Source organism: Arthrobacter sp. fls2-241-R2A-172, assembly GCF_030208885.1.
Taxonomy (GTDB): domain Bacteria; phylum Actinomycetota; class Actinomycetes; order Actinomycetales; family Micrococcaceae; genus Arthrobacter.
Map to the genome: position 1 here is coordinate 75620 of NZ_JARVTB010000005.1, position 13704 is coordinate 89323.

Below are 13704 nucleotides of genomic sequence, written 5' to 3' on the forward strand. Positions count from 1 at the left end.
CCAGCCCGCACCGTCTACTCATCACCGGGGGACCCCTTGACCGTAACCACCCCAGCACAGACTGGTCGTAAACGTTCCGCGCATCGACTTCTTGGACTCCTCATGGGGCTGGCCATGTCCGCAGCCCTGGTTGCACCAGGGGCCGTGTTGACGGGCTCGCCTGCCATGGCGGCTGACCAACCCGCGCCGCAGGTCACAGCCATGAAACGCGCTTCGCCGGAAAGCGTTACCCCTGGCTCCGCAGTCCAGATCAACTTCACCTTGGCCCAGCGCGCCCAGCGGGTGGTCTTCGTCTACAAAGACGGATCCCTGGTCACCGAAAACCGCCTTGAATGGACCGGCACGCCCGCTGCCGGCCCACTCACGGCAACTGCATCAACTCCGGTCACGGCCGGCGCCTTCTCCCATGGCCTGCACAAGCTGCAGAGCATAGTCATTTACTACGGCTCCGACTCCCTGGCGTACTACCGCGGCTCCCCCAATCAACCCACTCTGCCGGTGTCGTGGGAAAGCCTCGACTTCACCGTGAACAACCCCGCCAGTGCCCTGGTTCCCAATCCCAATCTGGTTTCCCCCAGACTTGGCATCCGCAAAGAGGCCGGATACTCCTCCGCCTCGTTCTCTGTTGATCACGGGACATGGTCGGCTCCGCCGTCGTCGTACAGCTACGAATGGTTCAGGGATGGCGTCCGGCAAAACGCTGACGCAGCGGATTTCTACGTTCGGGACTCCTATGCCGGAACGGGGTCCGGCCTGACCCTGAAGCTCACGGCCATGGCACCGGGACGCCTTCCCGAAACCGTGGAAACCGCACCCTTCTACCTGGTGGATGCAACCGAACCGTACATGGCTCCCAATGTCTCGGTCCGCACTCCCATCAAAGCAGTGTTCAATGCATCAACCATCAAAGGACTGCCGGCAGGAGCCAAACCATCGGTGAGCTACCAATGGCTTGTAGACATGGATAAGCCCATAGCCGGGGCCACCGGCGACACGTACGTCCCCAAGCCCTATGAGGTCGGTAAGCAAATCGGCGTCGCGGCGGTGGTCAGCTACGGCGGCAGTGTGGTGGGCATCTTCCGCAGCCAATCGGACCCGAGGATCAGGATGCACTCGCTCCTGCGCGACTTCGATGGCGACTCGCGGCCGGACGTGATCACCAGGAAGCCGAATGGCACGCTGACGCTGTTCTCCGGCGCCCCCGGAGGAGATTTCGCGAGCGGAAGCAAGGACGTAGGGTGGGGCTGGGCCGGCTTCACGTCCCTCTCATCTCCCGGCGACTTTGACGGTGATGGCTTCATGGACGTCCTGGCCCGGGACACCTCAGGACAGCTGTGGCTGTACCGGGGGAATGGACGCGCCGGCTGGCTGGGCTCCTCAGTCATTGGTACCGGGTGGGGTGTCTTCAGCGAGATCATTCCCGCCAGTGACTTCAATGGTGACGGTACCAGCGACGTCCTGGCCCGCGACGCCCAGGGTAGGCTCTTCCTCTACCCCGGCAACGGCCGTGGTGGATGGCTTCCGGCATCGCAAGTCGGGCAGGGGTGGAATATCTTCAACAAGGTGTTTACCCCGGGCGATTTCAGCGGCGATGGCGTCTCCGACATCCTTGCGAGAGGAACGGACGGAAGGCTGAACGCCTACTATCCCGATGGCAAGGGTGGATGGACTTCTTCCCGGGTTCTGGACGGAAACTACGCTTCCAACCGGTACATGGGTCCCTTGGGCGGCTTCAATCCAGGAGAGATTTATAACTACTTCTTCAGTGTGACTGACCAAGGCGTATTCCGCGGCGAAGAAATGAGCACAGACAGCTACTCGTACCGGCAGTCGTACCAGATCGGCACTGGCTGGGGCTATCTCACCGCCGTCTTCTAGCCACTTGGGGGAAACTTTGGAGCATGTAAATATCCTGCGATCGTCCGCAACCAGCCAGGTGCGCCGCGTCCTCGCACTACTGACAACATCGGTGATTGCCGGTGCCGGAGCCTTGGCCGCTCCTGTTGCAGCCGGTCCGGCCACCGCCGCGCCGTCATCCACTCCGGCTCATGCGGCTTCCTTCGTGGCAGCCTCGCCCCGGCAGGTATTCATGGGGCAGCCGCAGCTCAACGGGGACCCCACGGTGGGTGGCGTGCTCAGCGCCGAGTTGGGAGGCTACGCACCCTTTGTGGTTCCAGCGGGCGGAACGCCTGCCTTCAGCTACAAATGGACACGGGACGGCCAAGCAATCCCCGGCGCTACGGGCTCGACGTACCGGGCCACGGCTGTGGACCTGGGCAGGGTGGTTGGTGTTCTTGTCACCGTCTCCTTCGACGCAGAATCACGCCTGACGCTGCAAGCGGACTATCCGCTGCGAATTGCGGCGAAACCGCGGGCACGGGGCTTCAACGGCGATGGCACCCTGGACATCTTTGCGCGTGACGCCGCCGGCCGGCTTCTCCTTTACCCCACCGATGGCAGGGGCAACTGGCGTCCGGCACAAGTCCTCGGCACCGGTTGGAACGTCTTCAACACCCTGTTTTCGCCCGGAGACTTCGATGGTGACGGCACAGTGGACGTTATTGGCCGGGACGCCCAAGGACGACTTTTCCTGTACCAGGGCAACGGAAGCGGAGGTTGGAAGAACGCCTTCCAGATCGGCCAGGGCTGGCAGGACTTCAGAACCATCTCAGGCGCCGGCGACTTCAACGGCGATGGGACCAATGATCTGCTTGTTGTTGATCACTGGTATCAAGCGATTCTGTACCCGGGCAACGGACGGGGCGGATTCCTGCAGCCGTACGGGGTGGATACCTACTGGATCAACCAGAGTCCTGTATTCGCAATCGGCCACTTCGGAGGCACGAGCAAACTGGGTGTTGTCTCCCGAGACATCTATGGGGACCTGACGTTGCATGAGTCTTCCCGCAACGGATGGTTTGCGGGTACTGAGCGCATCGGTACCGGATTTGGCGGTATGACCACCGTGGGTTCTGCCGGCGACTTCAACGGGGACAACAAGATGGACGCTTACAGCATCAATTCCGGAGGGCAGTTGACCATGTATTACGGCAACGGTTCCGATTACCTGACCAGCGGGCGACCGGACATCCGGTGGTACGGACAATCCGTCGTTGGTTGGGGCTGGGGTGGCTTCACGGCCGTCTTCTAGGCCTAGTCAACGCTCTTGATCTTCACAACGAACACGGCACCGAGGAGCCCAATGACTGCGGCGGCTATGTACAACGAAACGTAGCCGCCCAAGGAGTCAACAAACAGGAAGGCAATCGCCGGGGCGAGCACTTGAGGAAGGGAATTCGCGATGTTGATGACACCGAGGTCGCGGCCGCGGTCCAACGCCGTTGGGAGGACTTGGGTGATGAGCGCGAAGTCCACCGCAAGGTAGGCTCCGAAACCGATTCCAAGTACCGCCGCGCCTGCAAGTCCCCCAACCCAGGTAGGGGCAAAAGCAAGGATCAGAGACGCTGCAGCGATGATGACTGACGATGCTATGACCAGGGGCTTCCGCCTGCCCATCCGGTCACTCAGCCGTCCGCCCAGCACGCTGGTGATGATGACGGTCACCGCGTAAAGGCCGGTCAAGACAAGCACGCCAAATTCCGGCTCAATACCCTCCGTTTCCTTAAGCCGGACGACATCGCTGAGGAAAAAGAGCAGATACAGCGTGACCATGTGGTTACCGGTGCTGACCAGGAGCCGGGTCAGCCAAGCCCAGGCGAAATCCGGATAGCGTTTGGGCGAAACCCAGAAGCCCCCGACGAACCGCCACAGGCCGAACGGCGGCCGCTCCTGCTGCGGCAAGGGTTGGTCGTCGCTCCTGAACAGGTAAAGCACGACGCCGGCCAACAGCGCCGCTGCGCACACCCAGTACCCGGCGGCAAAGTTTCCGGCCACGACGGCCGCGATCACGGCACCAACGAGGATGCCTACCGTTTGTCCCATGGCAGCCAGGCCGCCCACCGTTCCACGCTGGGGCACAGGAACGCGGTCCGGGACAGCGGCCGTTATTGCGGCGTACATGGCGTTGGCGCCGGCCTGCACCAGGCACCACAGGAACGCCATCACGGCAACGTTCGGAGCACCTGCCAAGGCGACAAGGGCGACTGCGCCGAGAATGGCACCCATGAGGACCCATGGGACACGGCGCCCAAAGCGGGAGGTAGTCCGGTCGCTGAAGGCGCCGAACAAGGGGTTGGCCACCATCGAAACGGCCGCACCGCACCCCGTCACCAGCGCAAGGATCGCTTCCTTCTGGCCCTCGTCAAAGTGCGCGGCCTGCTGACCCAGAAGCACCTGGAGGGGACCAAAAAACGCGGCGTTGATGCCCAGGTTGACCAGCACCACGCCAGTGACCCAAAGCGGCCTGACCCGATCAACCGGCTCGGCGAGTGCCGTGGCGGTGCCGCCGTGGATGGCGGTTGGGTCCGGCACCGGGCCCGGAAGGTCGGACAGGCTCATGGACGATTCCCCCTCGTATCAATCTTTGGATTCAGCCTAGCGTGGCGGGACGACACCGGACCGCCATCCTGACCTTTATCCACATATGCCCGAAAAGTGCGCGGTGGGAGGGAACGCGGGAGGTTACTGTGGCATGAACCGACGAAGGAGCAACATGGTGAACGAGCACCCCAATACCGCCGACCTCTACGACGAACGCGGCGAAGAACTTGAGTCCATATCCCTGCAGTTCCTGGACCTCGGCGGACGCTCGAACTTCAGTGGGCCCGTGCGGACCATTCGGTGCCTCGAGGACAATGCCTTGGTCAAGACTGTGCTCGGGTCACCAGGAGAGGGAGCCGTCCTGGTGATCGATGGCCAGGGATCCCTGCGAACGGCACTCATGGGCGACATGATCGCTGAGAGCGCCGTGGCCAACGGATGGGCCGGTGTGGTCATCAACGGCGCTGTCCGGGACCGCGTGGCCATCTCCGGTTTGCCCCTGGGTGTCAAGGCCCTCGGCAGCAACCCCAGAAAGAGCAGCAAAACCGGTGCAGGCGAGGCAGATGTCGAGCTTGTCATTGATGGCGTTCGTGTTCGACCGGGCGTGATGATTTACTGCGACCCGGACGGCATCCTGGTGGAGCGCTGATACCGCCGGCCCCGTCAACAACGGACCCTGCCCAGGAAATATTCTCACTCCGGGAATCAAACAGGCATTAGGATAGTTACTGAAAGCAACTATCCTGCTTAATCCCTTTTCTGCCATCTCTGGAGAAGATATGTCCAAATCCACGCCCGTGCGGGCCGCCGGTGAGGTGCTGACGCATCGTCAGACGCTCACCGTCATGGTGGGACTCATGCTCGGCATGTTCCTATCGTCGTTGGACCAAACCATCGTGTCCACGTCCATCTACACCATCGCCAACGACCTGGATGGTTTGTCCCTCCAGGCATGGGCCACCACTGCTTACCTCATCACGTCGACCGTCAGCACGCCGCTCTATGGCAAGCTCAGCGACATCTTTGGCCGTCGGCCGCTGTACCTCACTGCCATCCTGGTGTTCCTGGCTGGCTCCCTGTACGCGGGCTCGGTCCACTCCATGACTGAGCTCGCCATTGCCCGTGGCATCCAGGGGCTTGGCGCCGGCGGCTTGCTGGCATTGGCGCTGACCATCATCGGCGACATCGTTGCGCTGAAGGACAGGGCAAAGTACCAGGGCTATTTCATGTCCGTCTTCGGTATTTCCTCTGTTCTTGGCCCAGTAATTGGTGGCGCTTTCGCCGGCTCAGCCAACATCCTCGGCTTCGATGGCTGGCGCTGGGTGTTCTTCATCAACCTGCCTATCGGCCTTGCTGCGCTTGTGGTGGTCTTCCTGTACCTGCACCTGCCTGCCCGTCATGTGAAGCAGAAGATCGACTATTGGGGCGCGGCGGCCATCACTTTGGCCATCGTTCCGTTGCTGCTGGTTGCTGAACAAGGACGCACGTGGGGATGGTCTTCGGGCGGGTCGTGGCTCTGCTACGGCCTCGGCGTCATCGGCATCGTGGCATTCCTGCTGGTTGAGAAGCGTGCCGGCGACTACGCGCTGATCCCGTTGCGCCTCTTCAGCAACACCACCTTCGGCTTGTCCTCGCTGTTGAACTTCATCATTGGTATCGGCATGTTCGGTGCGATTGCCATGCTGCCCATGTACTTGCAGCTGGTGAAGGGCCTCACCCCCACTGAGGCAGGCCTGATGATGATCACTTTTACCGTCGGCATCCTCTTCGGTTCCATTTCGGCAGGGCGGACCATCTCCTCATCCGGCGTTTACCGGATCTTCCCCATCCTGGGAACCGCGATCCTGGCAGCCGCGGCTACCGTCATGGGCTTCGTACTGGGAGTCGACACAGGCCTGTGGGTTCCCGGATTGATTGCGGTGTTCTTCGGTGTCGGCTTGGGCTTCTGCATGCAGCCGCTCACGCTTGCCATGCAGGTCTCGGTTCCGCCGAAGGATATGGGCGTGGGTACTTCCACGGCTGCGTTCTTCCGCTCCATGGGTGGCGCAGTGGGCACGGCAGTGTTCATCTCCATGCTGTTCAGCACGGCAGCTGACAAGATCGCCGATGGCATGAAGACGGCCGCGGCCAGCCCTGACTACCAAGCCGTCATGCGGGATCCAGCCGTGGCCTCAGACCCTGCGAATGCCAAGCTTTTTGATTTCTTCAAGAACGGCGCCAATAACGACTCGCTGAACGACACCAGCTGGTTGCATTCGGCCAACAGCACGCTCACCCGGCCCATCACCGAAGGATTTGCCCAAGCCATCGATGTGGTCATGCTGACTGCGGCCGGGCTCATGATCATCGCGTTCCTGATCAGCTTCGCATTGCCCAACAAGAAGCTCACGGATCCCAAGGCCGCGGCCAAGGATTCCGTTCCGGCGCACTAGCACCGGATTCAGCTCCACGGCAGAAAGAACGGCAGGCAGTCCCCGGACTGCCTGCCGTTCTTTTGTCGTGAGAAGCAGGTCCAGATCAGTAGGCGACCCGAACAAGCCGGAGCGCACGTTCAACATCGCCCCGCAGGTCCCGATCGCCCATCTCGGACGGCAACGTGAATCCAGCCTCCATCATGGCGCGCAGTTTTGGGCTAGCACGCCGTAATCGATCCGTGGACTGAAATGCGGACCCTTGAACATGGGGAACGGTTGGGGAGCGGCCGACGGCGGTCCTTGGGTTTGCCACCAGACCCAAGGACCGCCGTCGTGCTTTGTGTTCAATTAGTTGATCCAACAAGGAGTTTTTAGCCCCGAAAACAAACCCGGTGAAGCTATCAGGGAACACTCAGCTCACAGCCAGCCCCTATTGGGTTAAGAAAGTGAACACAGGTCATCTGGCAGGCCTTGACTGGAACTTGCGTGACGGGCCGTGCCACACTGTGTAGCGCGAGTGCACCGGCGTCCCCGTCGGAACAGCCGACGACGTCCCGCACCGCGATCCCACACCACCATTCCCAAAGGGAGTCCCATGTCCAGTTCCAGCACCGAAGGCGCACCCCCAGTTTCGCGGAAGGTGATCGGCCTGGCCGTTGCCGGCGCGGTGGGCGGCTTCCTCTTCGGCTTCGATTCGTCCGTTGTTAACGGCGCCGTGGACGCAATGGCAGACGAGTTCGTCATGAGCGAGGCAGTAACGGGCTTCGCAGTCGCGGTTGCCTTGTTGGGCTGTGCCGCGGGTGCCTACCTGGCCGGCAAAGTAGCCGACCGCTACGGCCGTATCCCCGCCATGAAAATCGGTGCCCTCCTCTTCCTGGTGAGTGCCGTCGGAACGGGCCTGGCGTTCAGCGTGTGGGACCTCGTCTTCTGGCGGCTGGTAGGCGGGTTGGGCATCGGACTGGCCTCCGTCATTGCTCCCGCATACATTTCCGAGATCTCCCCGCGGCACGTGCGCGGGCGCCTCGCTTCACTTCAGCAGCTGGCCATCACCACAGGTATCTTTGCGGCGCTTCTTTCCGACGCTGTCCTTGCCAACACAGCCGGCGGTGCCGGTGGAATGCTGTGGCTGGGGATCGAGGCGTGGCGCTGGATGTTCATCGCCTGCGCCGTCCCGGCTGCCGTGTACGGCTTGATCGCGTTCCGCCTGCCCGAGTCCCCGCACTTCCTGGTGCTTAACGGCAAGGAAGACCAGGCCCGCGGCATCTTCCAGAGGCTCATCCCGGGCGACGACATCGAACGGCACATCCGCGAGATCCGCGAGTCCATCCAGCAGGAAAAGCTTTCCACCAAGAAGGGCTCCCTCCGCGGCAACCGGTTCGGCCTGCTCCCCGTGGTGTGGATCGGCATCATCTTGTCGGTCCTGCAGCAGTTCGTGGGCATCAACGTGATCTTCTACTATTCAACGACGCTCTGGAAGGCAGTCGGGTTCCAGGAAAAGGACTCCCTGACCATCTCCGTTGCTACCTCCGTCACCAACATCCTGGTGACACTGGTGGCCATTGCGCTGGTGGACCGCATCGGCCGCCGGCCCATCCTGCTGACCGGTTCGATCGGCATGGCCGTCTCCTTGGCTGTCATGGCGTTGGCGTTCTCCTCGGCGACTGGAACGGGTTCCGAGATCTCGCTGCCCGGCGCTTGGGGACCCGTGGCCTTGGTCGCTGCGAACGTCTTCGTCGTCAGCTTTGGGGCTTCCTGGGGTCCGCTGGTGTGGGTCCTGCTGGGCGAGATCTTCCCGTCCCGTATCCGTGCCCGCGCCCTGGGCCTGGCCGCGGCCGCGCAATGGATCGCGAACTTTGCCATCACGCTCAGCTTCCCCATCATGGCGGCAGGTTCGCTGCCCCTGACGTACGCCATGTACGCAGCGTTCGCGGCGGCGTCGTTCTTCTTTGTGATGTTCAAGGTTCCCGAGACGAACGGCATGTCCCTTGAGCAGGCCGAGACACTGTTCGTTCCCAAGGGGGCGCCGGTAGCGCCGCTGCCGGTCACCTCGGACGAAGTCAAGTAGACGCACAACGAGCCCCGCGGATTACCGCGGGGCTCGTTTTCTTGGTGGGAAGCGTTACACCAGGTGCGGCTCGTGCGAACTGAGGTAACGGCGGCCTCCGAAGGCTACGAGGATCGCGATCACCATGGCCACCGCCCCAGCGAAGAACGGCACCTGCGGGCCGAAGTGCTCGCCCAGCTGGGCCGCCGCGAACGGAGCCAGCGCTCCACCCATCCAGCGGACAAAGTTGTAACCGGCTGAGGCGACAGGACGCGGCGAATCCGAGACGCCCATGGCCAGCTCGGTGTAGACCGTGTTGTTGATGCCCAGCAGGGCACCGGCCACGATGACAAGCACGACGACGGCAGTCACCGAGTGCCCCGCGGCCAGTCCCAGCCCGAGCAGGTCGAGCATCAGTGCGGCCAGCGTGCCCGTCAGGACCTTGACGGCACCGAAGCGCCTCTGCAGGACGGGAGCGACGAACACCGAGAAGACGGCCACGGCGACGCCCCAACCGAAGAACACGCCGCCGATCCCGTAAGCGTCCATGCCCAGGATGAACGGCGTGAAGGCCAGGATGGTGAAGAAGCCGTAGTTGTAGAACAGTGCGCTGGCGGCCGTGGTGCGGAGGCCCTTGTGCCCAAGCGCCAGCAGCGGGTCGCGGAGCCGCGATTTTTTGGCCGGGGCTGGTGTTTTAGGCAGCAGCGCCAGCAGGGCAATGAAGGCGGCGGCCATGAGGACTGCCGTGCCGAAGAACGGTGCACGCCACTGCCACCCACCAAGGAGTGCGCCCAACAGTGGGCCAAGCGAGATACCCAAGCCAAGGGCGGCTTCGTACAGGATGATGGCCGTGCCGGTTCCACCGCTGGCCACGCCGACAATGACAGCCAGCGCCGTGGCAACGAACAACGCGTTGCCGAGGCCCCAACCGGCGCGGAAGCCCACCAGCTGTTCAACGCTGCCGGACAAGCCGGAGAGCGACGCGAACACCACGATGATCGCCAGACCGATGAGCAGGGTCTTCTTGCCGCCGATGCGGGAAGACACGAAGCCACTGATCAGCATCGCGACGGCGGTCACCAGGAAGTAGCTGGTGAACAACAACGACACTTCGCTGGTGGACGCCTCGAGGTTCTTGGCGATCGCAGGGAGGATGGGGTCCACGAGCCCGATGCCCATGAACGCGAAAACTGCCGCTAGGGCGGTGGCCCATACAGCCTTCGGCTGTTTGAGGAGGGATGCTTTCTCAGCCTCGAGGGTGTTTTCGATGGTTGTTTCGGCGCTTGCTGAAGCGTCAGCCAACGGGCGTGACATTCAATGGCTCCTTGTCGGTGCGTTGATTCTGGTTAGTTCTGGAATGAACTGTTGAGCTTGGCGATCACTGGCAGTGCGGCCGCGAGCTGCTCAATCTCCTGGCTGCTGAGGCCGTGTAGCAGTTCGGCCACCATGGCGTTGCGCCGCTTGTCGGCAGACTCGACGGCGGCTTTCCCGGCGTGGGTGACGGCCACTTGGACGGCCCGGGAATCGTCGGGGTCGGGCTGGCGGGTGACCAGGCCTGCCCGCTCGAGCTTGATGATCTGCTCCGTGGCGCTCGGGACTTTGATCCCCAGGTTCTTGGCGATGTCGCCCACCCTGAGGCCGGCGTCCTGGATCATGGAGAGCAGGCTCAGCTGCGCGGCAGTGAGTTCGCCTTCCGGGTCCAGGCGGCGGAACATATAGACGCCCAAACGGAGGGCCTCGCGGTATTCCTTCGCGAGGTTGGTAAGGGCGTTATCCGAAGTGCTCGTCATATTTAGGTAGCCTAATAGTTAGGGTACCTAATAGTCAAGCGGCTAGAGCGCGAGCTTCATGCCTTCGTGGCTCGCAACGAAGCCCAGGCGCTCGTAGAAACGGTGCGCATCGACCCGTGACTTGTCCGTGGTGAGCTGGACCAGCGAGCATCCACGCTCCCGCGCCTGGTCAACGGCCCACTCGATCATCAACGCACCAACACCCTGGCCACGCAGGACATCAGACACCCGGACCGCTTCGATCTGCGCCCGCCACGACCCCTTCCGCGAAAGCCCCGGGAGGAAGCTGAGCTGGAAAGTGGCCACGACATCGCCTTGGAGTTCGCCCACTACCAGAAGGTGGGAAGGGTCGCCGTCGATCGCGTCAAAAGCCAGCTCATAAGGGCCCAAATCCTCGAGACTTTCGCGCGCGGCCCCGAGCTGGTCATCAACGAGCAGCGCGAGGATCCGCGGCAGGTCGCCCTTTTGGGCGCGGCGGAGGCTGAAGACTCCAGGCTCGACGGCGGCGGTCATCAAAGTGGTTGCGGAACCGGATTCTGTGGTCACCAGCCCAGCATGCCATCTTCCTTGGAACTCAGTATTGCTAAGTACCGGTACCTAGTTCTACTATGTAGTGGTAGCTAGTAATACTGAGTAGCGAATGGAGGTGTCTGATGGGCAAGCAAATGACCGAGATGCTCAAAGGCACATTGGAGGGAATCGTCCTGGCCCTCCTGACCGGAAAGGCAGCCTACGGATACGAAATCACCACGCTCCTCCGAGAGCAGGGATTCACGGAGATCGCCGAAGGCACCGTGTACGCACTGCTGGTCAGGATCGAACAAAAGGGCCTGGTGGATGTGGAGAAGCGGCCGTCCGAAAAAGGGCCACCCCGCAAGGTGTACACGCTCAACACCCAAGGCGAAAAAGAACTCAACGAATTTTGGAACACCTGGAGCTTCTTGTCCGAACGGCTCGAACAGCTCCGCAAGGAAGGAAAATAACATGGCAGCAAAATGGATCGAACTGGTCACCGGATCACTCGAGCAGAAGAAGCAGTTCAAGCAGGCAAGGGCCCGGCTGGAGGCCCTGCCGGAGCCGTACCTCACCGCAGCGACGGCTTTCAACCGGTACCTCATGTACTACGGCGGCGTCACCGAAGGCGACACCATGGTGCAGATGTTCACCGACCTCGCAGACCTCTGGGAGCGCGCCGCGATCGACAGCACGCCCGTGAGCGAAATCGTGGGCGAGGACCCCATCGAATTCGCCGAAGCGTTCGCACAGGCCTACGGCGGAAAGCGCTGGATCGACAAGGAACGCGATCGCCTCATCAAGGCCATCGATAAAGCAAAGGAAGCGGAATCATGACGACCATCAGCGTCCAAGGTATCGAGAAATCCTACAAAGATCTCCACGTGCTCCGCGGGGTGGACTTCGAGGTAGCGTCAGGCAGCATCTTCGCCCTTCTCGGCTCCAATGGCGCGGGCAAGACCACCATGGTGAAGATCCTGTCCACGCTGCTCACAGCGGATGGCGGAACGGCCGCCGTCGAAGGTTTTGACGTCGCGGCAGAGCCGCAGCGGGTGCGGGAGTCCATCAGCCTCACCGGACAGTTCGCCGCGGTGGACGGGATCCTCACGGGCAAGGAGAACCTGGTCCTGGTGGCGAAGCTCCGCCACCTGAAGAACCCGGGCCGGATCGCGGACGGGTTGCTGGCCCAGTTCAACCTCAGCGACGCCGGAAACCGGAAAGTGGCGGCCTACTCCGGCGGCATGCGCCGCCGGCTGGACATCGCCATGAGCTTGATCGGCGACCCCAAAGTGATCTTCCTCGACGAGCCAACCACGGGCCTCGATCCCGAAGCCCGGCTAGAGGTCTGGCATATCGTCAAGAAGCTCGCCAACCAAGGAACCACCGTCCTGCTCACCACGCAGTACCTCGACGAGGCCGAACAACTCGCAGACCGCATTGCCATTCTTCATGAGGGCCGCATCATTGCGAACGGAACGCTCGCCGAACTCAAGCAGCTCCTTCCACCGGCCAAGATCGAATACGTCGAGAAGCAGCCCAGCCTGGAGGACATCTTCCTGGCTCTCGTGGGCACAGGCAGCAACGATTCAGTAAAGGACAGGTCATGAACACCCACTTCTTCGCAGACACCTCTGTCCTGCTGGGGCGGTCCATGCGGCACATTTTCCGCAGCGTGGACACCATCATCACCACCGCGATCACACCCGTCGCCCTGATGCTGCTGTTCGTCTACGTCTTCGGCGGCGCCATCAGGACCGATACGGGGAACTACGTCAACTACCTGCTCCCCGGAATCATGCTCATCGCCATCGCTTCAGGCATCGCCTACACCGCGGTGCGCTTGTTCACCGACATGCAGAGCGGAATCTTCGAGCGATTCCAGTCCATGCCGATCGCACGCTCGTCGGTGTTGTGGGCGCACGTCCTGACCTCGCTCGTTGCCAACGGACTCTCGCTGGTGATCATCGTGCTGGTGGCGCTCCTCATGGGGTTCCGCACCTCAGCCAGCGTGCTGGAGTGGCTCGCCGTGACAGGAATCCTGGCATTGTTCACCCTGGCGCTCACCTGGATCGCCATCATCGCAGGCCTGTCTGCCAAGTCGGTGGATGGCGCCGGCGGCTTCTCCTACCCGCTGATCTTCCTGCCCTTCATCAGCTCGGCCTTCGTCCCCACGGAGACCATGCCGGGACCGGTTCGCTGGTTCGCGGAGAACCAACCGGTCACCTCGATTGTGAACACCATCCAGGATCTGTTCGCGCAGCGCCCGGTAGGCAGCGACATCTGGGTCGCCTTGGCCTGGTGCTTGGGAATCCTGGTCCTCGCCTACGTATTTGCCACCGCAGCCTACAAGCGCCAAATCGCCTGACCCGACCAACCAAAACAACGGCCTAAGCTCCCTGTCTCACCAGGGGAGCTTTCGCCATGCAGACCGATTCGCAATTGGTCAGACATTAGCTATAACTTTATCGAACACATTTGTAACGGCCGTCACTATTATGGCGGG

Annotated in this window: 13 protein-coding genes; 9 read left to right on the plus strand and 4 right to left on the minus strand. The window is 62.1% G+C overall.

The window, feature by feature from the left end; translation table 11 throughout:
• Window positions 1–114 precede the first annotated feature (114 nt).
• Both QRM57_RS11455 and QRM57_RS11460 read left to right on the plus strand, forming a co-directional pair.
• The gene (locus QRM57_RS11455) at window positions 115–1878 is read left to right on the plus strand and encodes an FG-GAP repeat domain-containing protein (RefSeq protein WP_284986688.1); all 1764 of its coding nucleotides are present in this window, start codon (window positions 115–117) and stop codon (window positions 1876–1878) included.
• A 4-nt stretch (window positions 1879–1882) separates the two neighbouring features.
• A complete protein-coding gene (locus QRM57_RS11460) occupies window positions 1883–3151 on the plus strand; it encodes an FG-GAP-like repeat-containing protein (RefSeq protein WP_284986689.1) in 1269 nt (422 codons plus the stop codon).
• Window positions 3152–3153: 2 nt separating this feature from the next.
• Here QRM57_RS11460 and QRM57_RS11465 read toward each other — a convergent pair whose 3' ends face one another.
• The gene (locus QRM57_RS11465) at window positions 3154–4458 is read right to left on the minus strand and encodes an MFS transporter (protein WP_284986690.1); all 1305 of its coding nucleotides are present in this window, start codon (window positions 4456–4458) and stop codon (window positions 3154–3156) included.
• 154 nt (window positions 4459–4612) lie between these two features.
• On the opposite strand from QRM57_RS11465, the gene rraA reads away from it, so the two are divergent.
• From rraA to QRM57_RS11480, 3 genes are all read left to right on the plus strand, one after another.
• Window positions 4613–5089 carry a ribonuclease E activity regulator RraA gene (gene rraA, locus QRM57_RS11470; RefSeq protein ID WP_284986691.1) on the plus strand — a complete coding sequence of 159 codons (477 nt, stop codon included), beginning with the start codon at window positions 4613–4615 and terminating at the stop codon, window positions 5087–5089.
• A gap of 130 nt (window positions 5090–5219) precedes the next feature.
• Window positions 5220–6872 (plus strand): MDR family MFS transporter, encoded by a 1653-nt coding sequence (locus tag QRM57_RS11475; protein WP_235521055.1) that lies wholly within the window; start codon window positions 5220–5222, stop codon window positions 6870–6872.
• A gap of 577 nt (window positions 6873–7449) precedes the next feature.
• Window positions 7450–8919, plus strand: coding sequence for a sugar porter family MFS transporter (locus QRM57_RS11480; protein ID WP_284986692.1), 1470 nt, complete (start codon window positions 7450–7452; stop codon window positions 8917–8919).
• Window positions 8920–8973: 54 nt separating this feature from the next.
• Here the strand turns inward: QRM57_RS11480 and QRM57_RS11485 are convergent, their stop codons facing one another.
• Genes QRM57_RS11485 through QRM57_RS11495 form a run of 3 tightly spaced genes read right to left on the minus strand, consistent with a single transcriptional unit; the run spans window position 8974 to window position 11201 of the window.
• Entirely contained in the window at window positions 8974–10212 is a 1239-nt protein-coding gene (locus QRM57_RS11485; protein WP_284986693.1) for an MFS transporter, read from the minus strand.
• A 32-nt stretch (window positions 10213–10244) separates the two neighbouring features.
• A complete protein-coding gene (locus QRM57_RS11490; protein WP_257370780.1) occupies window positions 10245–10688 on the minus strand; it encodes a MarR family winged helix-turn-helix transcriptional regulator in 444 nt (147 codons plus the stop codon).
• A gap of 42 nt (window positions 10689–10730) precedes the next feature.
• Entirely contained in the window at window positions 10731–11201 is a 471-nt protein-coding gene (locus QRM57_RS11495; RefSeq protein ID WP_284986768.1) for a GNAT family N-acetyltransferase, read from the minus strand.
• A gap of 140 nt (window positions 11202–11341) precedes the next feature.
• Between QRM57_RS11495 and QRM57_RS11500 the strand changes: the two genes are divergently transcribed.
• Genes QRM57_RS11500 through QRM57_RS11515 form a run of 4 tightly spaced genes read left to right on the plus strand, consistent with a single transcriptional unit; the run spans window position 11342 to window position 13566 of the window.
• Window positions 11342–11671, plus strand: a complete 330-nt coding sequence (locus tag QRM57_RS11500) for a PadR family transcriptional regulator (protein WP_235521063.1) — start codon at window positions 11342–11344, stop codon at window positions 11669–11671.
• A gap of 1 nt (window position 11672) precedes the next feature.
• Window positions 11673–12038, plus strand: coding sequence for a DUF1048 domain-containing protein (locus QRM57_RS11505; protein ID WP_235521065.1), 366 nt, complete (start codon window positions 11673–11675; stop codon window positions 12036–12038).
• Window positions 12035–12808, plus strand: a complete 774-nt coding sequence (locus QRM57_RS11510; RefSeq protein WP_284986694.1) for an ABC transporter ATP-binding protein — start codon at window positions 12035–12037, stop codon at window positions 12806–12808. Before QRM57_RS11505 ends, QRM57_RS11510 begins: the two co-directional genes overlap by 4 nt.
• Window positions 12805–13566 (plus strand): ABC transporter permease, encoded by a 762-nt coding sequence (locus tag QRM57_RS11515; protein ID WP_284986695.1) that lies wholly within the window; start codon window positions 12805–12807, stop codon window positions 13564–13566. Before QRM57_RS11510 ends, QRM57_RS11515 begins: the two co-directional genes overlap by 4 nt.
• The last annotated feature ends 138 nt before the right edge of the window (window positions 13567–13704 follow it).

What these genes read in the sequence shown, in the direction of transcription:
- QRM57_RS11455 (WP_284986688.1), top strand. Translation starts at nt 115, where the DNA reads ATGTCCGCAGCCCTGGTTGCACCAGGGGCCGTGTTGACGGGCTCGCCT.
- QRM57_RS11465 (WP_284986690.1), bottom strand. Translation starts at nt 4,458, where the DNA reads ATGAGCCTGTCCGACCTTCCGGGCCCGGTGCCGGACCCAACCGCCATC.
- rraA (WP_284986691.1), top strand. Translation starts at nt 4,613, where the DNA reads ATGGTGAACGAGCACCCCAATACCGCCGACCTCTACGACGAACGCGGC.
- QRM57_RS11475 (WP_235521055.1), top strand. Translation starts at nt 5,220, where the DNA reads ATGTCCAAATCCACGCCCGTGCGGGCCGCCGGTGAGGTGCTGACGCAT.
- QRM57_RS11480 (WP_284986692.1), top strand. Translation starts at nt 7,450, where the DNA reads ATGTCCAGTTCCAGCACCGAAGGCGCACCCCCAGTTTCGCGGAAGGTG.
- QRM57_RS11485 (WP_284986693.1), bottom strand. Translation starts at nt 10,212, where the DNA reads ATGTCACGCCCGTTGGCTGACGCTTCAGCAAGCGCCGAAACAACCATC.
- QRM57_RS11490 (WP_257370780.1), bottom strand. Translation starts at nt 10,688, where the DNA reads ATGACGAGCACTTCGGATAACGCCCTTACCAACCTCGCGAAGGAATAC.
- QRM57_RS11495 (WP_284986768.1), bottom strand. Translation starts at nt 11,201, where the DNA reads ATGACCGCCGCCGTCGAGCCTGGAGTCTTCAGCCTCCGCCGCGCCCAA.
- QRM57_RS11500 (WP_235521063.1), top strand. Translation starts at nt 11,342, where the DNA reads ATGGGCAAGCAAATGACCGAGATGCTCAAAGGCACATTGGAGGGAATC.
- QRM57_RS11505 (WP_235521065.1), top strand. Translation starts at nt 11,673, where the DNA reads ATGGCAGCAAAATGGATCGAACTGGTCACCGGATCACTCGAGCAGAAG.
- QRM57_RS11510 (WP_284986694.1), top strand. Translation starts at nt 12,035, where the DNA reads ATGACGACCATCAGCGTCCAAGGTATCGAGAAATCCTACAAAGATCTC.
- QRM57_RS11515 (WP_284986695.1), top strand. Translation starts at nt 12,805, where the DNA reads ATGAACACCCACTTCTTCGCAGACACCTCTGTCCTGCTGGGGCGGTCC.